At 39.4% G+C, this 21,930-nt stretch carries 19 protein-coding genes, 3 tRNA genes and 1 pseudogene; 12 read left to right on the top strand and 11 right to left on the bottom strand.

The window, feature by feature from the left end; translation table 11 throughout:
• Positions 1 to 2 precede the first annotated feature (2 nt).
• Positions 3 to 1,520 (bottom strand): glycerol-3-phosphate dehydrogenase, encoded by a 1,518-nt coding sequence (glpD, locus tag MSG66_RS15450; RefSeq protein WP_262472508.1) that lies wholly within the window; start codon positions 1,518 to 1,520, stop codon positions 3 to 5.
• Between the two features lie 150 nt (positions 1,521 to 1,670).
• The gene (glpK, locus tag MSG66_RS15455; RefSeq protein WP_133972105.1) at positions 1,671 to 3,179 is read right to left on the bottom strand and encodes a glycerol kinase GlpK; all 1,509 of its coding nucleotides are present in this window, start codon (positions 3,177 to 3,179) and stop codon (positions 1,671 to 1,673) included.
• A gap of 375 nt (positions 3,180 to 3,554) precedes the next feature.
• Here glpK and MSG66_RS15460 point away from each other — a divergent pair, with 375 nt between their 5' ends.
• Both MSG66_RS15460 and MSG66_RS15465 read left to right on the top strand, forming a co-directional pair.
• Positions 3,555 to 4,886 carry an MFS transporter gene (locus MSG66_RS15460; protein ID WP_324654535.1) on the top strand — a complete coding sequence of 444 codons (1,332 nt, stop codon included), beginning with the start codon at positions 3,555 to 3,557 and terminating at the stop codon, positions 4,884 to 4,886.
• Between the two features lie 117 nt (positions 4,887 to 5,003).
• The gene (locus MSG66_RS15465) at positions 5,004 to 5,426 is read left to right on the top strand and encodes a hypothetical protein (RefSeq protein ID WP_042898480.1); all 423 of its coding nucleotides are present in this window, start codon (positions 5,004 to 5,006) and stop codon (positions 5,424 to 5,426) included.
• Between the two features lie 21 nt (positions 5,427 to 5,447).
• Here MSG66_RS15465 and MSG66_RS15470 read toward each other — a convergent pair whose 3' ends face one another.
• Both MSG66_RS15470 and folD read right to left on the bottom strand, forming a co-directional pair.
• The gene (locus MSG66_RS15470; protein WP_324654550.1) at positions 5,448 to 6,116 is read right to left on the bottom strand and encodes a class I SAM-dependent methyltransferase; all 669 of its coding nucleotides are present in this window, start codon (positions 6,114 to 6,116) and stop codon (positions 5,448 to 5,450) included.
• A 269-nt stretch (positions 6,117 to 6,385) separates the two neighbouring features.
• The gene (gene folD / locus MSG66_RS15475) at positions 6,386 to 7,234 is read right to left on the bottom strand and encodes a bifunctional methylenetetrahydrofolate dehydrogenase/methenyltetrahydrofolate cyclohydrolase FolD (protein WP_133972101.1); all 849 of its coding nucleotides are present in this window, start codon (positions 7,232 to 7,234) and stop codon (positions 6,386 to 6,388) included.
• Positions 7,235 to 7,386: 152 nt separating this feature from the next.
• Between folD and MSG66_RS15480 the strand changes: the two genes are divergently transcribed.
• Both MSG66_RS15480 and MSG66_RS15485 read left to right on the top strand, forming a co-directional pair.
• Positions 7,387 to 7,460, top strand: a tRNA-Cys gene (locus tag MSG66_RS15480).
• An 11-nt stretch (positions 7,461 to 7,471) separates the two neighbouring features.
• Positions 7,472 to 7,557, top strand: a tRNA-Leu gene (locus tag MSG66_RS15485).
• Positions 7,558 to 7,656: 99 nt separating this feature from the next.
• Here MSG66_RS15485 and MSG66_RS15490 read toward each other — a convergent pair.
• Complete coding sequence (locus MSG66_RS15490; protein ID WP_324654536.1) at positions 7,657 to 9,420, bottom strand: alkaline phosphatase D family protein; 1,764 nt, start codon at positions 9,418 to 9,420, stop codon at positions 7,657 to 7,659.
• A gap of 195 nt (positions 9,421 to 9,615) precedes the next feature.
• On the opposite strand from MSG66_RS15490, the gene MSG66_RS15495 reads away from it, so the two are divergent.
• Positions 9,616 to 9,701 (top strand) — tRNA-Leu (locus MSG66_RS15495).
• 67 nt (positions 9,702 to 9,768) lie between these two features.
• Entirely contained in the window at positions 9,769 to 10,119 is a 351-nt protein-coding gene (locus MSG66_RS15500; RefSeq protein ID WP_420714263.1) for a hypothetical protein, read from the top strand.
• On the opposite strand, the gene MSG66_RS15505 is transcribed toward MSG66_RS15500, so the two are convergent.
• From MSG66_RS15505 to rlmE, 4 genes are all read right to left on the bottom strand, one after another.
• On the bottom strand, positions 10,120 to 10,434 hold the full coding sequence (locus tag MSG66_RS15505) for a DUF5713 family protein (protein ID WP_003650079.1): 315 nt from the start codon (positions 10,432 to 10,434) through the stop codon (positions 10,120 to 10,122).
• Between the two features lie 132 nt (positions 10,435 to 10,566).
• Entirely contained in the window at positions 10,567 to 11,418 is an 852-nt protein-coding gene (folP, locus tag MSG66_RS15510) for a dihydropteroate synthase (RefSeq protein ID WP_324654537.1), read from the bottom strand.
• A gap of 134 nt (positions 11,419 to 11,552) precedes the next feature.
• Positions 11,553 to 13,448, bottom strand: a complete 1,896-nt coding sequence (gene ftsH / locus MSG66_RS15515) for an ATP-dependent zinc metalloprotease FtsH (RefSeq protein ID WP_197731016.1) — start codon at positions 13,446 to 13,448, stop codon at positions 11,553 to 11,555.
• A 133-nt stretch (positions 13,449 to 13,581) separates the two neighbouring features.
• Positions 13,582 to 14,232, bottom strand: coding sequence for a 23S rRNA (uridine(2552)-2'-O)-methyltransferase RlmE (rlmE, locus tag MSG66_RS15520; protein ID WP_042898476.1), 651 nt, complete (start codon positions 14,230 to 14,232; stop codon positions 13,582 to 13,584).
• A gap of 199 nt (positions 14,233 to 14,431) precedes the next feature.
• On the opposite strand from rlmE, the gene yhbY reads away from it, so the two are divergent.
• Both yhbY and MSG66_RS15530 read left to right on the top strand, forming a co-directional pair.
• A complete protein-coding gene (gene yhbY / locus MSG66_RS15525; protein WP_003650075.1) occupies positions 14,432 to 14,755 on the top strand; it encodes a ribosome assembly RNA-binding protein YhbY in 324 nt (107 codons plus the stop codon).
• Between the two features lie 16 nt (positions 14,756 to 14,771).
• Positions 14,772 to 15,308 (top strand): DOMON-like domain-containing protein, encoded by a 537-nt coding sequence (locus MSG66_RS15530; RefSeq protein WP_042898475.1) that lies wholly within the window; start codon positions 14,772 to 14,774, stop codon positions 15,306 to 15,308.
• A gap of 59 nt (positions 15,309 to 15,367) precedes the next feature.
• Here the strand turns inward: MSG66_RS15530 and MSG66_RS15535 are convergent, their stop codons facing one another.
• Positions 15,368 to 15,955 (bottom strand): hypothetical protein, encoded by a 588-nt coding sequence (locus MSG66_RS15535; protein ID WP_133972093.1) that lies wholly within the window; start codon positions 15,953 to 15,955, stop codon positions 15,368 to 15,370.
• 29 nt (positions 15,956 to 15,984) lie between these two features.
• Positions 15,985 to 16,142, bottom strand: a pseudogene (locus MSG66_RS15540) (hypothetical protein).
• A gap of 123 nt (positions 16,143 to 16,265) precedes the next feature.
• Here MSG66_RS15540 and carA point away from each other — a divergent pair.
• The 4 genes from carA (at position 16,266) to MSG66_RS15560 (ending at position 21,921) form a co-directional block, all read left to right on the top strand.
• On the top strand, positions 16,266 to 17,405 hold the full coding sequence (carA, locus tag MSG66_RS15545) for a glutamine-hydrolyzing carbamoyl-phosphate synthase small subunit (protein ID WP_324654538.1): 1,140 nt from the start codon (positions 16,266 to 16,268) through the stop codon (positions 17,403 to 17,405).
• A gap of 14 nt (positions 17,406 to 17,419) precedes the next feature.
• The gene (carB, locus tag MSG66_RS15550; RefSeq protein ID WP_133972089.1) at positions 17,420 to 20,650 is read left to right on the top strand and encodes a carbamoyl-phosphate synthase large subunit; all 3,231 of its coding nucleotides are present in this window, start codon (positions 17,420 to 17,422) and stop codon (positions 20,648 to 20,650) included.
• 87 nt (positions 20,651 to 20,737) lie between these two features.
• On the top strand, positions 20,738 to 21,214 hold the full coding sequence (gene greA, locus MSG66_RS15555; protein WP_003650066.1) for a transcription elongation factor GreA: 477 nt from the start codon (positions 20,738 to 20,740) through the stop codon (positions 21,212 to 21,214).
• Between the two features lie 74 nt (positions 21,215 to 21,288).
• Complete coding sequence (locus tag MSG66_RS15560) at positions 21,289 to 21,921, top strand: CatB-related O-acetyltransferase (RefSeq protein ID WP_324654539.1); 633 nt, start codon at positions 21,289 to 21,291, stop codon at positions 21,919 to 21,921.
• The last annotated feature ends 9 nt before the right edge of the window (positions 21,922 to 21,930 follow it).

The following is a 21,930-nucleotide window of genomic DNA, read 5'->3' on the forward strand; positions in this document are numbered from 1 at the left end:
TATTATGCGGCATCATCTTTTTGTCGACGTCCAGCCAAATAGCTTTCCAAATTTTTTACTTGTTTTTCATCAAATGCCAAACCTAGCTTAGTTCTACGCCACAATATATCTTCTGCCGTATTTGCCCATTCATTTTCACATAAATACTGAACTTCAGATTCAAATAAACCATGACCAAAATCTTGTCCTAACTGCTCAAGAGTTTTTTGCTCATGCAAAATATTCCAAACTCTAGAGCCATACGCATTTGCCCAGCGCGTAGCAAGCTGCTCAGTTACCCCTTCCACTTGGTTTTGAATCCTTATAACTAAATCTTCAAGTGTGGTCCAATTCTCTGCACCAGGTAATACTTCATTTGCAGTCCACTCCTCTCCCATTTCTATGAAAAATGGGCTAAGTTGTTCCAGAGCTGATTCCGCTAATTTCCGGTAGGTCGTAATCTTTCCACCAAATACGGACAGCAAGGGAGTGGTTTTATCTTCCACTTGCAACGCCACAGTATAGTCACGAGTCACTGCCGAAGGGTTATCTGACTCATCATCACATAACGCTCGGACTCCCGAGAACTGACTTACAATATCTGCACGGGTGAGCTGCTTTTTAAAATGAGAATTTGTCACAGTTAAAAGGTAATCAATTTCTACTTCCGTAATCTCTACCTTTTGTGGATCATCCAAATATTCCTGATCTGTCGTACCTATTAATGTGTATTGTTCTAAATAAGGAATGGCAAACACGATACGTCGATCTTCGTTTTGCATAATAAAAGCTTTATGGCAATCATACAGTTTAGGCACAACAATATGACTTCCTTGTATAAGCCGAACTTGATATGGTGATTTTAACTGTAGGTTTTCGCTAACAATTTCTTCGACCCAAGGGCCTGCTGCATTCACTAAGGCTTTTGCACGTATTTGGTAAAATTCAGCCCCATTTTGTAATTCCAGATACCACAATTCTTGTTGTCTATAAGCCTTAACACATCGTGTCCGTGTTACAACTTTGGCGCCACTCTCTGTGGCTTGCAGTGCATTTAGCATGACAAGACGTGCATCATCCACAGTACAGTCAGAATATTCAAAACCACGGGTTATAGCTGGTTTTAAGGGGCTATCTTCTTTGAAATAAATGAGATTTGACCCTAATAATTTTTCTCTTTTCCCTAAATGATCATAAAAAAACAAGCCTGCTCTAATTAACCACGCAGGACGTAAATGTGGTCGATGAGGCATAATAAAACGCATTGGTTTAATAATATGAGGCGCTTTAGCCAACAAGACTTCACGCTCTGCTAAAGCTTCTCTAACCAACCTGAATTCTTTATGTTCTAAATAGCGTAAACCACCATGAATTAATTTGCTGCTCGCAGATGAAGTGTGACTAGCTAAATCGTCTTTTTCACATAAAAATACGGATAATCCGCGGCCTGCTGCATCATTAGCAATACCGACGCCATTAATACCGCCACCAATCACAGCAATATCATATATTTTTGAATAATCATTAGCTTGTACTGTCATTTCTCATTTTCTTTTTATTGTTTATGTTATTAAAAATTAAAACATCAAATTGATGAAACAACAATCAAAAAAGCAGAATAATCAATTTTAAATACCTACTAGGTTAGCTCTTTATTGATTACTCTGCTCTTTAATTAATTCAAGAAGACATCAATCCTCTGCCCAATTTTGACTACGCTGAACTGCCTTCAACCACCCCTTATACATGACTTCAGTTTCTTCAAGGCTCATACGTGGTTCGAAAACTTTCTCTATCGCAGACTTATTCCTTAATTCATTCAAATCTAGCCAGAAACCTGTTGCCAATCCAGCAAGAAACGCAGCCCCTAAAGCCGTTGTTTCTTTCATGGTTGGTCTTTCAACTGGCGTTGCTAAAATATCAGCCTGAAATTGCATTAAGAAGTTATTCGCAGTTACGCCACCATCAACTCTTAATGTACGTAATTCTTCTTCTGCATCTTGCTGCATCGCATCAAGTACATCTCTTGTCTGGTAAGCAATTGACTCTAAAGTTGCACGAATAATATGTTCTATACTCGCTCCACGTGTGAGACCAAAAATCGCCCCACGGGCGGTCGGGTCCCAATATGGCGCACCCAATCCTGTAAAGGCAGGTACAACATATACGCCATTACTGTCCTTTACACGTGTTGCGTAAAGCTCCGAGTCTTTAGCATTCTTAATCACTTTCAGCTCATCACGAAGCCACTGAACACAAGAACCACCATTAAATACGGCGCCCTCTAAAGCATAGTTCACTTCACCGTTTGCACCACACGCAATTGTGGTCAGTAATCCATGCTCTGATCTGACAGCTTTTTTCCCCGTATTCATTAACAGGAAGCAGCCTGTACCATAAGTGTTTTTTGCTTGTCCCGGTTCTACACACATTTGCCCAAAAAGAGCAGCTTGTTGATCACCGGCAATACCTGCAATTGGAATTCCGACTTCCTGACCACTAATTGTATGGGTATAACCATAAACTTCTGAAGAGCTACGGACCTCAGGCAAGATTGCTTTAGGAATATCTAAAGCTTGTAAAAGTGATTCATCCCACTCTAGCTTTTCAATATCAAATAACATAGTGCGTGATGCATTGGTAAAGTCAGTTACATGTGCGGCGCCATTGGTCAGTTTCCAGATTAGCCATGTGTCAACCGTACCAAATAGTAGCTCTCCCCGTTCGGCACGTTCACGACTTCCCTCTACATGGTCCAAAATCCATTTGATTTTGGTAGCAGAAAAATACGGGTCAATCACTAAACCTGTGACTTTACGAACATGGTCTTGCCAACCTGCCTTTTGTAATTGATTGCATATTTCTGTAGTTTGGCGGCTTTGCCAGACAATGGCATTGTAAATAGGTTTTCCTGTTTTTTTATCCCATATGATGGTGGTTTCTCGCTGATTTGTAATACCTATTGCAGCAACTTGCTCACTTTTAATTCCAGCCTGTGCCAATGCTTCTACCCACACTGCACTTTGTGTTGCCCAGATCTCCATGGGGTCATGTTCCACCCAACCTGGTTGAGGATAAATCTGGGTAAATTCTTTTTGAGCAATACTTACAACATTTGCATCGTGATCTAAAACTATTGCTCTCGAGCTAGTCGTTCCCTGATCAAAAGCAACAATATATTTTTTCGGGCAGTTTGACATCTGAATGTCCCTTTCTATATTTACACATATACATCTAGTTCATGTCACCAAAGGAACCATGCCTAACTGTATTCTTTAAAATTTTCTTTGGAATATATCATTGATTTTAACGAATATATGTATTTTACGTTAATCCACTTCTTTTCGTTGCCGATTTTTTTATTAAACTTAAAGTTCACTCAAGATATGGGCAAAATTTTGCTGCTAAAAATAATTGATTGTTTAATTGGAAATCACATGAATATTCAACATATTTCTTTGCTTAAATAATAAACATTGTTTTACAGACATAAAAAAAATAAAGTGGAATACTCCTCTAGATAACTATGTAAAACGGAATAATTTTTTCTCTTTAATATTCAACCCAAGCGAAACATGGAGCGACCCATGGTTGATCAACCTTCTACCGCAACAACTCCACAAAGTCATTTAGATACAAAAACCCGCGTAAAATCAATTTTAGGTGGGTCTGCCGGTAACCTCGTCGAATGGTATGACTGGTATGTATATGCTGCATTTACGCTCTATTTTGCTCATGCCTTTTTCCCAAAAGGTAGCCAAACTGCACAACTACTTCAAGCTGCCGCCATTTTTGCTGTAGGTTTTTTAATGCGCCCAATCGGTGCATGGATTATGGGGATTTATTCAGACCGTAAAGGCCGTAAATCCGGACTTACACTTTCTGTCACGTTAATGTGTGTAGGTTCACTTCTTATTGCTGTAACACCAAGTTATGAAAGTATTGGTGTATTTGCCCCGCTTTTATTAGTCGTCGCTCGTTTAATTCAAGGTTTAAGCGTAGGTGGTGAATATGGCGCGAGTGCCACTTATTTAAGTGAAATGGCTGAAAAAAATCGGCGTGGTTTTTTCTCAAGCTTCCAATATGTAACCTTAATTGCAGGACAACTGACGGCTTTATGTGTTCTTTTAATCTTACAAATGGTATTAACCGAACAACAGTTGCATGATTGGGGATGGCGCATTCCATTCTTTATTGGCGCTTTACTTGCAATTGTTGTGTTCCGTATTCGTCGTGGCTTATTAGAAACACAATCTTTTAAAAATGCTCAAGCTGAAACAAACCAACCAAAATCAGGTATGTTTGCCTTATTCAAGCATTATCCTAAAGAAGCTTTTACAGTATTGTTCTTAACAGCCGGTGGTACTTTAGCTTTTTATACTTACACTACTTATCTACAAAAATATTTAGTAAATACATCAGGTTTTACCAAACCGGAAGCAACCCAAATCACCACTCTAGCGCTGTTCATTTTTATGTGTTTACAACCAGTAGCCGGCGCTTTATCAGACCGAATCGGGCGTAAACCACTTATGATTGCCTTTGGTGTGACTGGGGTTTTATTCACATATATTTTATTTAATGCTCTTGCCACCACACATAACTATTGGACTGCTTTCTGGTTATGCTTGGCAGGCCTAGTCATGGTAACAGGTTATACTTCAATTAATGCCGTGGTTAAAGCTGAGCTCTTTCCTGCGCATATTCGGGCTTTAGGGGTAGCTTTACCCTACGCGATTGCCAATACCTTGTTTGGCGGCACAGCAGAGTTCTTTGCTTTAAGTTTTAAAGAAGCTGGACATGAATCTTGGTACTTTATTTATGTCAGTATTATGATCTTCATTTCACTTATTATTTATATTTTTATGAAAGATACCAAGCATCATTCAAAAATTAAAGAACATTAATATTTTAGCAATAAGAGCTAATATCGCCAGTCGATGTTAGCTTAAATCGTGCGATTAAGCCCCAACAATCGTTGTGTTTTATGAGATACTAGAGATAAGAATATAAGGATGATACTGATGAATAGAAGTATTTTATGTTTGGCATTAAGCAGCATGTTTATTTTAAGTGCTTGTCAGACCACCCCTCGACAATATAATGGCTCAACTGGCTATCAAATTGAAAACCAAACAAAAACTTCGGCAACTTTAGCTTATACATTGGCTAGCCGCACTAATCAGCAGTTAGATGAACGTAAATTACAACGTGCTTGTCAAAATGTATTAGGTGCTCAAAAAGTTTATAAATTATCAGTTCTAAGCATTAATGAGATTTCAAACCCTGCTCAACAAGAACATTATGGTGTTCAATTGGGGGAAACTCGTGCCTCATTTGGTTTATCTAATACGCCAAGTTTAAATAATGGCGAAGATTATGCGACTCGCCAAGCGCTTGAAGCACGCCCAAGTACGCTAAAAGTCGTTCGTTATACCTGCTCATAATATAAATAAGACGCTGTTCTTTTACAGCGTCTTATAAAAACTTACATTTCTAAATTCTTTAGCTTCATCAAGGTCTGGCCATGTTGATGCACTTCTTTCATCAATCTTTTGATATTTAGGATGGCTAAAGTTTTTAACACGGCTATCTGCGACCCAGACCTCTGGCGCAAATTTCAAGAATTCATCTAAAAAGAAACGATTACATTGGTCATATAACACATCAGCAGCCAATAAAATATCAACTTGCTCTGCTTTATATAAATCGTCCAGATATTCCAGCTCAACATCATTTAACAAAGCATTTTCACGGCAGGCTGCAAGACTAACTTGATCAATATCACAACAAATTACTCTTTTAGCACCAGCCATTTTTGCTGCAATTGCAACCACACCTGAGCCTGCACCAAAATCTAGTACGACTTTATCTTTGACATGATGTGGCTCTGCAAGTAACCACTGCACCATTGCTAAACCAGATGCCCAACAAAAAATCCAGTACGGCGTGTCATTCCAGATTCGGCGAATCACCTCATCATCTAAGCGATCAGTTGGAAAAACTGGTGGAATCAACCATAAAGAAATAAGCGTTTCAGGCAACTGCTGTGCCATTAACTCACAATGAGGGATCACTTCATGCAAGGCTTGAAGTAAATGTTCAGGGGCTTTGGTCAATTGAAAAGTGCAGCTCATCAGAGTTCTTTTAATTCGTTTATATAACAAGCATAACAGAGTCATTCCATTATGATTTAAATTTTTAGAATAACCTTCTGTTAGACCTGAGAAGCCCTGCTTCGCAAGGCTTTCGGGAAAAGTAGGTCTAACCATTGTCATCTGCAAAACTCGACAAATACTATCTACACTCGATAGCATCGCAAAAACATTAAATTTTAATGTAATCCTGCCTCAAACAATTGCGGATGACGGTTACGCGTATCAATAACTACCTAGCGTTAATTAAATTAACCTAAAGCTTTTTCAGCAGCTTCTACAGTTTGACGAATCAAAGTTGTAATTGTCATTGGACCTACACCACCTGGTACTGGTGTATAAGCAGAAGCAATTTCTTCAATACCTTGTAGTTGGATGTCGCCTACACCACCGCCATCACGAGGATGGAAACCAGCATCGACAACCACTGCACCTGATTTAATCCAATCTTTTTGAATAAGTTCCGCCTTACCCACAGCACCAACAATAATATCAGCTTGTTTCACAAGCTCAGGTAGATTCTGAGTACGTGAATGGCAAATCGTTACCGTTGCATTAGCTTGCAAAAGCATCATTGCCATTGGTTTACCTAAAATTGCTGAACGACCAACCACAACTGCGTGTTTGCCAGCAATTTCAATATTGTTTTCTTTTAAAATGGTCATAATGCCTGCTGGAGTCGCTGAACCATATGCAGCTTCACCCATTGCCATACGCCCAAAGCCGAGGCAAGTTACGCCATCTACATCTTTAGCTAACGAAATCGCATCAAAACATGCGCGTTCATCAATCTGTTCAGGTACTGGATGCTGTAAAAGGATACCGTGTACATCTGGATTGGCATTAAGCTTTTCAATTTCTGCTAATAATTGTTCTGTTGTTGTTTCTTGTGATAATTCAATTTTCAAAGAGTCCATGCCTACTCGACGGCAAGCATTTCCTTTCATGCGCACATAAGTTGCAGATGCGCCATCATCCCCAACCAAAATAGTCGCTAAAATCGGGGTACGACCTGTTTTAGCTTTTAAAGCTTCAACACGTACCGACAAATTTTCTTCAATTTGCTTTGCTAATGCACGACCGTCTAAAACCAATGCCACAGCACATCTCCAAGGTAGACATGAATTCAATGTGCCAATAATACATGATTATTTGGACAATTTTATTCTAGATGTTGCTTTTATGTTCATCTTCTCTAAAAACAGTATTGTTTTTTCTGTAAAGGTTGCTAATATGTGCATCACCAAATGTAGGCGGGGTGGCAGAGTGGTCATGCAGCGGACTGCAACTCCGTGGACGCCGGTTCGATTCCGACCTCCGCCTCCAAATTTGGTAAAGCCCGGGTGGTGAAATAGGTAGACACAGGGGATTTAAAATCCCCCGCCCACAAAGCGTGCCGGTTCGAGTCCGGCCCCGGGCACCATTTTCTAATACTGAAAGTGGTGCAATAAAAAATCCAGCGTAAGCTGGTTTTTTTATGTCTATAAAAAAGGGTACTTATTAGCACCCCTCTCCCGTCTATTTAAGCAGTTTTTTGCTTATCTTTTTCAGGCGTCAAATTCATATCTAACACCAATTGATATTGCCTACTTGTATCTAATTTATATTCTGCATTTTTAATTGAATCTACAAATATCCAGTCCGACTGCACCCGCTTATCATCTAGTGTAACCACCAAATAGCCACGCTGGTTTAAATTACAATAAGCTAACTCATCAATAAGCGTAGTAAAAGCAAATTCAAATTGTTGTAATTGAGCCATTGGAATACTTAAATATTTTTCTAGCCCTGGCGAAGAAACGGAACTCGTTGCTAGTTCAACACCTACATATTGACCTTTTTGACTATACAAATAAGATGCCCAAGCATTATGAGTATCGCCTGCCAGAACAATAACTTTCTTATTCAAACTAGCTAAGTTTTCATATACGGTTTCACGTTCAGCATAATAACCATCCCAAGCATCAAGATTATATGGCACTACTGTTGTGACTCGTGTCTTTTCCTGAACAGTTAAAGTTGGATCGCCCTGTTCCAATCGTAATTTCAAGGTGACTAGCTCTGTAATTTGAGCATTCATTTTAGCCAAGATTTCAGCCGAAGCTCCACCCGAAGTAATTTGTCCTAAAGACAACAATAACTCGGCAGGAATCCACATTTTACTCATTAGAACTTGCTGACCAATCACATTCCATGTTGCTGTAGATTGCTTCAATCTATCAACCAACCAATCCCTTTGTGTATAACCCATTAAAGTACGCTTTGGATCCGTTAAGTCAGCCTGAAACTTTTGAGCATCCAAACCAACAGCTGTCATATAATCAGCATATTCAAGCTGTTTATCACGCGCAATAATACGTGTATCCAACATCGTCAACTCAACCAGTGAGCCAAAATTAAACTGTCGATAAATATTTAAATGATCTGTGCTAGAAACTGGGCGAATAGGCATCCATTCAAAATAAGCTTGTAGAGCAGCTAATTTACGATCAGAAAAAGACCCTTCATCACTTTCATGATTTTCGGCCCCATCACGCCAAGTATCATTTGCTAACTCATGATCATCCCAAATTACAATAAAAGGATGACGCTGGTGAGCTACCTGCAAATCTTTGTCCTGACGATAAAGTGCATAACGTTTGCGATAATCCTCTAGTTTTATAATTTCTTTATTATTATCTGTTGGTAAGGTTCGACCAAGTTTTTCTGCATCTTCCGCCGCATAACCATCTGCCCCATACTCATAAATATAATCACCTAAATGAATAATGACATCAACATTCTGCTTTGCCATTTCACGGTAAACATAAAAGTAACCAGCGGGATAATTCGAACAAGAACATACGGCAAAACTAACTTTATTGGTGCTTATTGGTAGTGTTTTAGTTTGACCGACAGATGAAATTTTATTACCAAAACGGAAACGATAATAATAAATGGTATTCGCCTGTAGTCCTGCTGCATCCACCTTCACCGTGAAGTCGTCAGTCTTGGTCGTTTCAACCATCCCCGTCTTTAAATTCTGCTTAAACTGGTTATCAGTGGCAATTTCCCATATAACTTTAAGGCGCGCACTAAGATCTACTGGTGTTAATCGCGTCCATAAAATCACTTTATCCTGCAAAGGGTCGCCGCTCGCAACTCCATGTAAAAAATCTGCTTGTGCCTCTGTACTTTCATCGTCTGAGCCATCATTACAACCCGTAAAAGCTACAGGCAAAGACAATGCCCCAAAACCGAATAGACTTTTTTGAATTAATTCTCGGCGTGAAATTTTCTCTGACATACAACTACCTAAGTTTTAAGCAATGAGTGCCTTAAACTTAAGTAGATAAGATGAACAACTGATCTCAATTTGATGAAGAAATTATGACTTAAGTAGATCTTATTTTTAAATACATGTACGAACTGATTGAAAATAAAGCAAACTATCTGATTTTCTCTTGCCAATCTCTGTCTTGTCATCTATTATTGCGCACATGCCCGGGTGGTGAAATAGGTAGACACAGGGGATTTAAAATCCCCCGCCCACAAAGCGTGCCGGTTCGAGTCCGGCCCCGGGCACCATTTTCAAATATTGAATTTGGTGTTACAAAGAATCCAGCGTAAGCTGGTTTTTTTATGCCTAATTAAAATGAATTTTATGATAAGAATATTATTACTTCTGTGTAGCATCCTTTCTATATCCAAGGTTTACGCTACAGATCTTTTTTCTGGCACTATTTCTTTCAAAGATGACAACTGGTACTTTTCACGCTGTTCTATTACCAAAGATGATTACTTAATTAAAGCACCTGAGCAGATCATAGATAAATTCAAAGCATTACAACAAGAACGAGAACCCTATTGGATCAGTTTATTAGCAGATGCCGATTATCAAGAGAATGGTGTTTTAGTGTTAAAAATTAAAGAAATAAACGAAATTCATTCAAAGGCATCTTGTCATTTATTAGATGCATTTGAAAATATTGAGAATCGAGAGTAATCACCACTCTCGATTCACAACCAGCTCTTCCATCTCAAGATCTAAATATCCTGCACCCTGCGCCACCATCATCATTGCCTCAGCAATATAGTCAGCAGCACTATCATCTAGTGAAGAATCCAGATCTTCGAACTGTGGTTTCATTTCATTAATTTCAATAACAGTTTGATGAGCATATCGATAGATATCCTGATCAGCTAAAGCAGACTTTTGAACTTTTTTGGCAAATTGTTCAATTAACTGCTTGAGTTCAGCGACTAAAATATCTGGATAATACTCATCATCAAACATTGGGAGAAGTAAGTCTTCGAACATACAAAAGTTTACACAGCAGCAGAAACCTGCCGCTTATAACATATTTTCAAAATAATAACGACAATTTTCCCTGACTCAATCATCCAATCTATGAAATTAATTAATCATGATTTGTTTATAAAAGCTTATTTTTCAAGCTTTTTCCATCGCTTTCCAAACGAGAATTGCATCATGCATGGCTTTTACATCATGTGCACGAACAATGGATGCTCCTTGCTGAATACTAAGCAAATGCCCCGTAGCGCTTCCTACTGCACGCTGATCTGCTGCTGCACCCTGTAAAGCTTCACCAATAAAACGTTTACGAGAAAGACCCGATAAAATTGGATAACCCATATCATTAAGCTTCCAAAACTCTTTTAATAGTTTTAAATTCTGCTGAGCATTTTTTGCAAAACCAAATCCCGGATCAATAATAATATTATGCTTTTTTACACCCGCAGTTAAAGCCTCATTAATGCGCTGCTGAAGCTCTTGCATCACATCCAATGTAACATCCGTATACTGATCTAGCTGATTCATTGTGGTGGGCTCACCACGCATATGCATGATCACCACAGGTATATCTAACTCTGCTGCGGTTTTTAATGCATCTGGTCGAGTAAGCGCACGTACATCATTCCAAATATGCGCACCCGCTTCTTTCGCTGCACGGATAACATCTGGCTGACTTGTATCAATCGAAAGAACCACATCATATTTAGACAAAGCTTCAACTACAGGAACAACTCGTCGTACCTCTTCTTCTACACTTACTTCTGATGCACCTGGTCGAGTAGATTCCCCGCCAACATCTATAATTGTGGCGCCTTGTTCAATCATATTTAATGCATACGCCACAGCTTGATCTAACTTATTATGCTTTCCACCATCACTAAAAGAGTCTGGAGTGACATTTAAAATACCCATAATGTGAGGGTGTGATAAATCCAACTGAAGCTGTCCACATTGTAAAATTTGCTTAGGTAAAGGCATTAACTGCATGACAAGCTCCAATTTAATATTCGGCAACATTTTAACAAGTCTCTGCTCGATATACTGCTGATTTCTTTTCGGCTTTGCCTGAAATACACGTATAAAAAAAAGAGCCACATGACTGTGACTCTTTTTTAAATTATTTAGTTCATTGCTGGCAATGGTGGTGGTGTAGATGGACCATCTTTTGGTGGTTCAAATGCAGCCACTGGATTTTCCGCAACATAGACCTTAGGTGGTTGTGGTTCACGACCTTCCATAATGTCACGAATTTGATCACGATCAATAGTTTCCCATTCCATCAAAGCTTTTACCATTGCATGTGCAATATCTTTATTACCTTCCAAGATATTACGCGCAACTTTATATTGCTCATCAAGAATACGGCGCACTTCTTCGTCAACCAACTGTTGAGTTGCCTCAGAAATCGTACGACTACCTACATTTCCAAAGAAACCACTCTGGTTTTCATCTTCGTAAACCATTACGCCCATTTTGTCAGACATACCGTACTTAGTAACCATTGCACGCGCCATTTTAGTAGCTCGCTCAAAGTCATTTGAGGCACCGGTAGATTGCTGTTGGATAAACACTTCTTCAGCAATACGACCACCAAACAAAATCGCAATTTCGTTTAGCATCTTGTCTTTATAATGGCTAATCTGGTCTTGTTCAGGTAACTGCCAAGTAACACCCAAAGCCCAACCACGTGGCATGATCGTTACTTTATGAACAGGATCTGTACCAGGCAAAATCTCTGCCACAATTGCATGACCAGCTTCATGATAAGCAGTAGCACGACGCTCTTCTTCACGTAGAACCATCGACTTACGCTCTGGACCCATGTAGATTTTGTCTTTTGCATCTTCAAAGTCATGCATGTCAACAGTATTCTTATTACGACGTGCAGCAAATAATGCAGCTTCGTTAACAAGGTTTGCCAACTGCGCACCAGAGAAACCTGGTGTACCACGCGCTAAGACTTGCATATCTACACCCGTGACTGAAGGTAACTTTTTCAAATGTACATTCAGAATTTGCTCACGACCACGAATATCAGGTAAACCAACCATGACTTGACGGTCAAAACGACCCGGACGCAATAATGCTTTATCAAGCACATCAGCACGGTTAGTTGCAGCAATAACAATTACGCCTTCATTACCTTCAAAACCGTCCATCTCTACAAGCATTTGGTTTAAGGTTTGTTCACGCTCATCATGACCACCACCTGTACCTGAACCACGGTGACGACCCACTGCATCAATCTCATCAATAAAGATGATACATGGCGCGTGACGCTTCGCTTGCTCAAACATATCACGGACACGGGACGCACCCACACCCACGAACATTTCTACAAAGTCAGAACCTGAAATGCTGAAGAAAGGAACCTTGGCTTCACCAGCAATTGCTTTAGCTAATAACGTTTTACCAGTACCCGGAGGGCCAACCATAAGTACGCCACGAGGAATAGTAGCGCCCAAACGTTTGAATTTTGCAGGGTCTTTTAAGAAATCTACAATTTCAACAACTTCTTGTTTTGCTTCATCACAGCCGGCGACGTCAGAAAAATTGAGTTTAATCTGGTCTTCAGAAAGCATTTTTGCCTTTGATTTACCAAAACTCATCGGTCCATTCTTTCCGCCTGCACCACCACCCATGTTACGCATAAAGAACATGAATAACAAAATGATTAACAGTACAGGGAAACTAGCAATGAGAAGTTGCATCAAAATGCCTTGACGTTGCGGAGCTGTTCCCTCTACAACAACATTTTGTTTATTTAAGCTTGGCATAAGCTCAGTGTCTTCAACTTGCGGACGAACAGTTTCAAACTGTGATCCGTTAGTTTTTTCACCATTAATATTTAAACCGTCAATTGTGACTTGCTTAATTTGACCACTATTCACCGCTGCAACAAAATCTGAATATTTCATCGCAGTAGGCTTATTGCGGTCACTGATATTACTGAAAATTAAAATCAGAACACCAAGTATTATTAGCCACAATACGGCATTCTTGAAGTAATCGCTCAAAGCTTTATTCCCATATCGATCTAATTTGATCATGCCCAATCTTGGCCGATCGTCATAAAAGCAGCAACTGTATTGCTTGCGGATAACCTAAAAGTACAAAATGCACAATTTTTAGGAGCTTGGCAAGTAAACTTTATCGCAATGCTTTCTTACGCCCTTGTCCAATCAAAAAAACCTCTTTAGACCGCGCCCGAGAAGCTGCTGGTTTTGCTGTCTTTAACACATCAAAACTATCAACTACTTGTTTACGAAACTCATCGAATCCTGTGCCCTGGAACACTTTAACAACAAACTGTCCATGAGGAGCCAGAACCTTTTGAGCAAAATCTAAAGCCAGTTCACATAAGTAAATCTGTCTAGGTTGATCAACGGCCCTATTACCTGATGTATTGGGGGCCATATCAGAAATTACAATGTCTACTTGTCGCCCATTTAAAATATTTAACAATTTTTCAAATACATCTTCTTCTCTAAAATCGCCTTGTAAAAAAGTGACATCAGGCAAAGCATCCATGGGTAAAATATCGGAAGCAATCACTAAACCTTTGCTACCAACGAGTTTCCCAGCGATTTGAGACCAACTACCAGGAGCTGCACCTAAATCCACTACAGTCATGCCTGGCTTGATCAACTTATATTTTTCTTGAATTTCAAGAAGTTTATAGGCTGCTCGAGCACGATATCCTTCCTTTTGTGCTTTTTTTACAAAAGGATCGTCTAGATGTTCCCTCATCCATACACGACTACTTTTCGACAATTTCTGGTTTGTAATGCGTGTTGCCATAACTCACTAAATATCAAAAAAACTTCTGATCGTTCATTGTACGTGAAAATTACTCTCATTACAGTACGGATGTAGCGTAATATCACTAAGTTTTACAGTTTTTTTCCAATAATGTTGATCGATTATTTATACAGTTTTTCGTACATCTGGATTTAAGTTTTTTGCTATACTAAGCCGTTTTTAAAATCAGGTATTTTTAATGGCCGCTTTATCTATCCATGAACGTAAACGTTTACGTCAAATTGGTCATGTGCTTAATCCGGTTGTCATGATTGGTGGACAAGGCTTAACAGACGCAGTAATCGAAGAAACACTTCGTGCTTTAAATGACCACGAGCTTATTAAAGTTAAGATTGCTGGTGAAGACCGTGAAGCGCGTACTGCAACAATTGATGCAATTGTAGAAGCAACAGGTGCTCAAGCTGTACAAAAAATTGGTAAAATTGTTTTGCTTTACAAAAAGGCAGCTAAACAAAACCAACATTTGTCTAATCTTGTTCGTCACGCTCACCTAGCAAACTAATTTAATTTGACAAACTATGGCAAGTTACGAACTTTCAGCTTTTGATCGTTTTTATGCTGTTTCCGTTGTTGGCGCAATTGAACAGCAAGCATCCTCTACTTTAAATATCGGTTTTTGGATTCGTGATCCAAATCAACTTATTGTCTGGCCTCAAGAAGTCTCGGCTCATCCACGTCAAGATTTTTTGTGGGAAGAAACTTGTTTCGAAATTTTTGTTGGCGTGCATGATGAAGATTATTATCGGGAAATTAATCTCTCCCCTTCTCAAGCATGGCAGTCATATCAGTTTGAAGAATATCGCTATCCAGAAAGTATACCTCCCCTTGCTGCTTACGATATTGAACTGAATCATCTCAAGCGCACTCACTATGGCTTAAATGTTAGTCTCGATTTAGGGCAATTTATGCAACAGCATCGCTTGAAATGGTCAAACCTTTATTTAGGTTTAACTACAGTTTTAAAGACTAAAGAAGGTATGCAGTACTATGCAATGCAGCATAGTGGAAAAAGTGCAGATTTCCATAATAAACGTGACTGGTTACATCAGTTCTAAAAATAAAAAAGCGAGAAATTAATTCTCGCTTTTTTATAGCTGGATCAAAGCAGAGATCATTAATTGTCTCGTGCTTTATTCCAAGCTTCGACTGCATTATTTTTAGTACGTTTAATACTTTCACTTAAAGAATCTTTATGTTTCAAAGAGATCTGGCTAATATCACCCTTAAGCTCTTTGCTCACTTTCGTTAAATCTTCAATAAGTGCATTAATTTCTGCTTTCAAAGCATTTTTAAGGTCAGATAACCCTTCTTGTGAAGTGCTAAACTGAGCTTTAATTACATCAAGACGTTGTAAAATATCTTGCTTAATCTGAACAAGTTGATTTTGAATATTCTTATTTAATTCTTGAGTTTCAGCTTCAATTTTCTCTTGAGTCTCGCTTAAAACTTCTTTGACGTGTTCTTGAGTTTCAGTAATTGCTTCTTTTACCTGAGCTTTTGCTTCTGTAGCAACTTCTTTAACTTGCTCAGTTTTTTCAGCAACAGTTTCTTTTACCTGTGCAGTTTTAGCGGTTACTGTTTTTTTAGCCTTAGTTGTAGTAGCAGCTATGGTTTCTTTCACTTCATTAACCTCAGCTTTTACCGACTCAACTACTGCTTGAGTTTTTTCACTCACATCTTTTGAAACTTCATTATTGCTCATACTATTTCCTCATATTGTTTATTTTTTAACTAGCAATACAATAAATCCAGTTCCAAGAATTCCTCATGCAAATTGTTAGACAATTTATCAAAAGTACCTATTTCAGATAAGCGGATATTTTTTTGTAAAAAGCAAGCGATGAATTATATTTTTTAGCAGAAAAGAAATAGACTTTAGAGGGTTCCATGCGTATAATGCGCTGTTAAGTTACAAGCGGGCAGACCGATAGGGAGGGCATGTTTTATCAAAGCATTGCCGATCTTTTTTGGGTCTACTCGCTTTTTTACAGCCGAAATTCAGGAGCTTTGGTTTGAGCATCCCCGCCATTTTAGCCCTCGCAGATGGAACGATCTTTAAAGGAACGTCAATCGGCGCATCGGGAAGTACGACTGGAGAAGTCGTTTTTAACACAGCCATGACAGGCTATCAAGAAATTTTGACTGACCCAAGTTATGCACAACAAATTGTGACATTAACTTACCCTCATATTGGTAACACTGGTTGCAACGCGGAAGACGTTGAATCTGGTCGTATCCATAAAGTATGGGCGAATGGTTTAATTATTCGTGACCTTCCACTACTACACAGTAATTTCCGTGCTGAGCAGTCGTTGAGTGAATATTTGCAAGCGCATAATGTTGTTGCTATTGCAGATATCGATACTCGTAAACTGACTCGTATTTTACGTCAGACTGGCGCTCAAAACGGATGTATCCTTGCTGGCGAAAATATTACGGAAGAAGAGGCAATTGCAAAAGCACGTGCTTTTGGTGGCTTAAATGGTTTAGACCTTGCAAAAGAATGTTGTGATCCAACAGGTTTTGAATGGTCTGAAGGTTCATGGACCTTAGGCCAAGGCTTCTCTCAACCTGAATTAAAATACCATGTAGTTGCATACGATTACGGTGTCAAAACCAACATCTTGCGTATGCTTGCAGATCGCGGTTGCAAACTAACCGTTGTTCCTGCAGAAACTCCGGCTGAAAAAGTATTGGCACTTAATCCGGATGGCGTATTCCTCTCAAATGGTCCTGGCGATCCAGCTGCTTGTGATTACGCGATCGAAGCTGTAAAAACTATTGTTGAAACCACAACATTACCTGTATTTGGGATCTGCTTAGGTCACCAAATTCTGGCACTCGCTTCTGGTGCAAAAACTGTAAAAATGAACCATGGTCACCACGGCGCTAACCATCCTGTACAAGATCTTGAAGATGGTAAAGTGATGATTACTTCACAGAACCATGGTTTTGCTGTAGATGCAGAAACTTTACCGGCTAACTTAAAAGCAACGCATAAATCATTGTTCGATGGCACCTTACAAGGTATCCACCGTACAGATAAACCAGCTTTCAGCTTCCAAGGTCACCCTGAAGCAAGCCCTGGTCCACATGATTGTGCACCTTTGTTCGATCATTTCATCGAACTTATCGAAGCATCTAAACAGTAATTACGGAGCGAATAATGCCTAAACGTACGGATATTAAAAGCATCTTAATTATTGGTGCTGGCCCGATTGTGATTGGACAGGCATGTGAGTTTGACTACTCAGGTGCTCAAGCGTGTAAAGCACTTCGTGAAGAAGGCTATCGTGTTATTTTGGTTAACTCTAATCCAGCAACCATCATGACAGACCCTTCAATGGCTGATGCAACTTATATTGAGCCGATTACTTGGCAAACAGTTGCACAGATTATTGAAAAAGAACGTCCAGATGCAGTATTACCAACTATGGGTGGTCAAACTGCATTGAACTGTGCCCTCGCACTTGATGAGCATGGCGTTCTTGCTAAATATAATGTTGAATTAATTGGTGCAAGCAAAGAAGCGATTGAGAAAGCCGAAGATCGTAAACTCTTCGATATCGCTATGCGTAAAATTGGCTTGGAATGTCCAAAAGCTGCCATTGCTGAAACAATGGAAGAAGCTTTAACAATCCAGTCACGCTTTGGTTTTCCAGTAATTATCCGTCCATCATTTACAATGGGTGGTTCGGGCGGTGGTATTGCATATAACCGCGAAGAATTCCTTGAAATTTGTGAACGTGGTTTTGACCTCTCTCCTACTCACCAGTTATTGATTGATGAATCTTTAATTGGCTGGAAAGAATACGAAATGGAAGTTGTTCGTGACAAAAACGACAACTGTATTATCGTATGTGCTATCGAAAACTTCGATCCAATGGGCGTTCACACTGGTGACTCAATTACCGTTGCTCCTGCTCAGACATTAACAGATAAAGAATATCAATTGATGCGTAATGCTTCGGTTGCAGTTCTTCGTGAAATTGGTGTTGAAACAGGTGGATCTAACGTTCAGTTCGGTATTAACCCGAAAGATGGACGTATGGTTGTCATTGAGATGAACCCTCGTGTATCTCGTTCATCTGCTCTTGCTTCTAAAGCAACAGGTTTCCCAATCGCAAAAATCGCAGCAAAACTTGCTGTTGGCTACACCCTTGATGAATTGAAAAATGACATCACTGGTGGCGTGACTCCTGCAAGCTTTGAACCATCGATTGACTATGTTGTAACGAAGATTCCTCGTTTTAACTTCGAGAAATTCCCACAAGCAGAACCTGTATTAACCACTCAGATGAAGTCTGTTGGTGAAGTAATGGCAATTGGCCGTAACTTCCAGGAATCTGTACAAAAAGCATTACGTGGTCTTGAAGTTGGTGTAAGCGGTTTTGATGAAAAAATCGAAGCTGGTGCAACAAATGCAAGAGAAACCATTTTAAAAGAGCTTAAAGTTCCAGGCCCTGAGCGTATCTGGTATGTAGCAGATGCTTTCCGTCATGGCTTCTCTTTAGATGAAGTGTTTGAAGCAACCAAAATTGATCGTTGGTTCCTCATTCAAATTCAAGACATTGTTAAAACTGAAGCTGAAGTAAAAACTTTAGGTTTTGGTGACTTAAACGCTGACAATATCCGTGCTTTCAAACGCAAAGGTTTATCTGACCTGCGTATTGCTGACCTCATGGGTATTTCACAAAAGCAATTCCGTAAACAACGTTGGAATTTGGGTGTTTATCCAGTTTACAAACGTGTTGATACATGTGCTGCCGAGTTTGAATCTGGTACTGCATACATGTATTCAACTTACGATGAAGAATGTGAAGCAAATCCATCAAATCGTGACAAGATCATGGTCATTGGTGGTGGTCCAAACCGTATTGGTCAAGGTATCGAATTTGACTACTGCTGTGTACACGCGGCGCTTGCTATGCGTGAAGATGGTTATGAAACAATCATGGTTAACTGTAACCCTGAAACTGTTTCTACTGACTATGACACATCGGACCGTTTGTACTTCGAACCTGTAACACTTGAAGATGTGCTTGAAATTGTACGTACAGAGAAGCCAAAAGGTGTGATCGTACAGTACGGTGGTCAAACGCCTCTTAAATTGGCACGTGCTTTAGAAGAAGCAGGTACACCAATTATTGGTACATCACCAGATGCAATTGACCGCGCAGAAGACCGTGAACGTTTCCAGCAAATGATTCAGCGTTTACAGCTTCGTCAACCAAACAACAGCATTGTAAAATCTGCTGAAGAAGGTATTTCTGAAGCTGCAAAAGTAGGTTATCCGTTAGTTGTTCGCCCATCTTATGTATTAGGTGGTCGTGCAATGGAAATCGTTTATAACGAAGAAGAACTTAAGCGTTACCTTCGTGAAGCAGTTCAAGCGTCGAATGAAGCCCCTGTTCTTCTTGACCGTTTCCTAGATGATGCAACTGAAGTTGATGTTGACTGTGTATCTGACGGTAAAGACGTTGTGATCGGCGGTATCATGCAGCACATCGAACAAGCAGGTATTCACTCAGGTGACTCTGCATGTTCGATTCCTCCTTATTCTTTATCAAAAGAAATTCAGGATGAAATGCGTCGTCAAACTGTTGCGATGGCAAAAGAACTTGGTGTGGTTGGTTTGATGAACGTTCAGTTCGCGGTTAAAGGCGATGATGTTTACATTCTTGAAGTTAACCCACGTGCTTCACGTACAGTTCCATTCGTATCGAAATGTATTGGTGATTCTTTAGCTAAAGTTGCTGCACGTTGTATGGCGGGTCAATCACTTGAATCTCAAGGATTTACTAAAGAAATCATTCCAAAACACTTTGCTGTGAAAGAAGCTGTTTTCCCATTCGCTAAATTCCAAGGCGTAGATCCAATGCTTGGACCTGAGATGAAATCTACAGGTGAAGTGATGGGTGTGGGTAAAACATTTGGTGAAGCATTCTATAAAGCTGTTTTAGGCTCAAATGAACGCTTACCTGGTTTACCAACCGAAGGCGAAGTAAAAAATGCTTTCTTATCTGTACGTGAATCTGACAAGAAATACATTGTAGATATTGCTAAGAAATTAGTTGCGTATGGCTTCAAGCTTATTGCAACAGGTGGTACATACCAAGTACTTAAAGAAGCAGGTTTAGAATGTGAATCTGTGAATAAAGTAACTGAAGGTCGTCCACATATTGTTGACCGCTTGAAAAATGGTGAAATACACCTTATTGTCAATACAACTGAAGGTAAACAAGCTCAATATGATTCTGCCATGATTCGTCGTGCTGCCCTACAAGGCAAAGTGTATTACACAACGACTATCAATGGTGCTGAAGCTGTTTGCCAAGCCTTTGCTGTGAAATTGCCAATGGATGTATACCGCTTGCAAGATTTAACTGTAGGTTAATTTATTACCGATAAGTCCCGCCACCTTATCGGTGGCGGGATTTTTTCATTTTTTTTACTGTGTTTTCTCAACTTAAGAGGGACCAAAATGCAACGTTATCCAATGACCCCTGAAGGTAAAATTGCCTTAGAGAAAGAATTACAACATTTAAAATCTGTTGAACGTCCACGTATTATTCAGGCGATTGCTGAAGCACGTGAACATGGCGATTTAAAAGAAAATGCAGAATATCATGCTGCTCGTGAACAGCAGGGTTTCTGTGAAGGACGCATCCAAGATATCGAAGGGAAATTGGGTGCAGTTCAAGAAATTGATGTCAAAACACTTGAGCAAAATGGTCGTGTTGTATTTGGTGTGACTGTCACCATTGAAAACTTAGATACCGAAGAACGTAAGACTTATAAAATTGTAGGCGATGACGAGGCAGATTTTAAAATTAATAAAATCTCTGTGAACTCACCAATCGCACGTGGTCTTTTGAGTAAGAGTGAAGGCGATGAAGTAAAAATCGTGACTCCTCAAGGCGAAGTCGAATATGAAATCGTAAGTGTAGAATATCTCTAAGATAATACACAACTAGCCCCTCTTTATGAGGGGTTTTTATTCAATACCATTGATATATTTTTGGGAAATCACAAATGGATACTTCATTAATTAACACCCCGGTTCGTCATTGGTGTGAATTTGAGTTTATCCATAAAACGGTTAAAAACCCGAATATTCATATTAAAGGCAATTATTCCTATTATTCAGCCTATTGGGACCAAGGTTTTGAGCGTTGTGTGGTACGTTATTTACATGACAAAGCCTCAACACCTGATAAACCAATTGATCAACTTCATATTGGTAATTTCGTTTGCTTTGGCGCTGAATGTGTAATCATGATGGGCGGTAACCAACTTCATCGACCAGACTGGATTTCGTCTTTCCCTTTTGATACGCGTAGCTTCTTAGCGGCTGGTAATACAATTATTGCTGATGGTTGCTGGATTGGCAGTCGCGCAATGATTATGCAAGGTGTCAAACTTGGTGAAGGTGCAGTGGTTGCAACTGGAGCTGTAGTAACTAAAGATGTTCCGCCCTATGCAATTGTAGGTGGCGTGCCTGCGAAAATTATTAAATATCGCTTTCCTCAAGAACAAATCGATAAACTGCTTGCTTTAAAACTTTACAATTTAGATGAGAAGCAAATTCTGAAAATACGTGAATATTTACAAACTGATGATATAGATGCTTTATCTAGCCATATAGAAAATTTGCGGACTTTATAAAAATAGAGC

Origin of the sequence: Acinetobacter sp. IK31, assembly GCF_035615195.1 — a bacterium.
GTDB classification, from domain to species: domain Bacteria; phylum Pseudomonadota; class Gammaproteobacteria; order Pseudomonadales; family Moraxellaceae; genus Acinetobacter; species Acinetobacter calcoaceticus_C.

Coding starts and splice junctions, on each gene's coding strand:
- rlmE (WP_042898476.1), bottom strand. CDS start 14,232: ATGGCAACACGCATTACAAACCAGAAATTGTCGAAAAGTAGTCGTGTA.
- MSG66_RS15530 (WP_042898475.1), top strand. CDS start 14,772: ATGGCAAGTTACGAACTTTCAGCTTTTGATCGTTTTTATGCTGTTTCC.
- MSG66_RS15465 (WP_042898480.1), top strand. CDS start 5,004: ATGAATAGAAGTATTTTATGTTTGGCATTAAGCAGCATGTTTATTTTA.
- MSG66_RS15470 (WP_324654550.1), bottom strand. CDS start 6,116: ATGAGCTGCACTTTTCAATTGACCAAAGCCCCTGAACATTTACTTCAA.
- yhbY (WP_003650075.1), top strand. CDS start 14,432: ATGGCCGCTTTATCTATCCATGAACGTAAACGTTTACGTCAAATTGGT.
- MSG66_RS15490 (WP_324654536.1), bottom strand. CDS start 9,420: ATGTCAGAGAAAATTTCACGCCGAGAATTAATTCAAAAAAGTCTATTC.
- MSG66_RS15560 (WP_324654539.1), top strand. CDS start 21,289: ATGGATACTTCATTAATTAACACCCCGGTTCGTCATTGGTGTGAATTT.
- MSG66_RS15460 (WP_324654535.1), top strand. CDS start 3,555: ATGGAGCGACCCATGGTTGATCAACCTTCTACCGCAACAACTCCACAA.
- carB (WP_133972089.1), top strand. CDS start 17,420: ATGCCTAAACGTACGGATATTAAAAGCATCTTAATTATTGGTGCTGGC.
- greA (WP_003650066.1), top strand. CDS start 20,738: ATGCAACGTTATCCAATGACCCCTGAAGGTAAAATTGCCTTAGAGAAA.
- glpK (WP_133972105.1), bottom strand. CDS start 3,179: ATGTCAAACTGCCCGAAAAAATATATTGTTGCTTTTGATCAGGGAACG.
- glpD (WP_262472508.1), bottom strand. CDS start 1,520: ATGACAGTACAAGCTAATGATTATTCAAAAATATATGATATTGCTGTG.
- MSG66_RS15505 (WP_003650079.1), bottom strand. CDS start 10,434: ATGTTCGAAGACTTACTTCTCCCAATGTTTGATGATGAGTATTATCCA.
- folP (WP_324654537.1), bottom strand. CDS start 11,418: ATGCAGTTAATGCCTTTACCTAAGCAAATTTTACAATGTGGACAGCTT.
- MSG66_RS15535 (WP_133972093.1), bottom strand. CDS start 15,955: ATGAGCAATAATGAAGTTTCAAAAGATGTGAGTGAAAAAACTCAAGCA.
- MSG66_RS15500 (WP_420714263.1), top strand. CDS start 9,769: ATGAATTTTATGATAAGAATATTATTACTTCTGTGTAGCATCCTTTCT.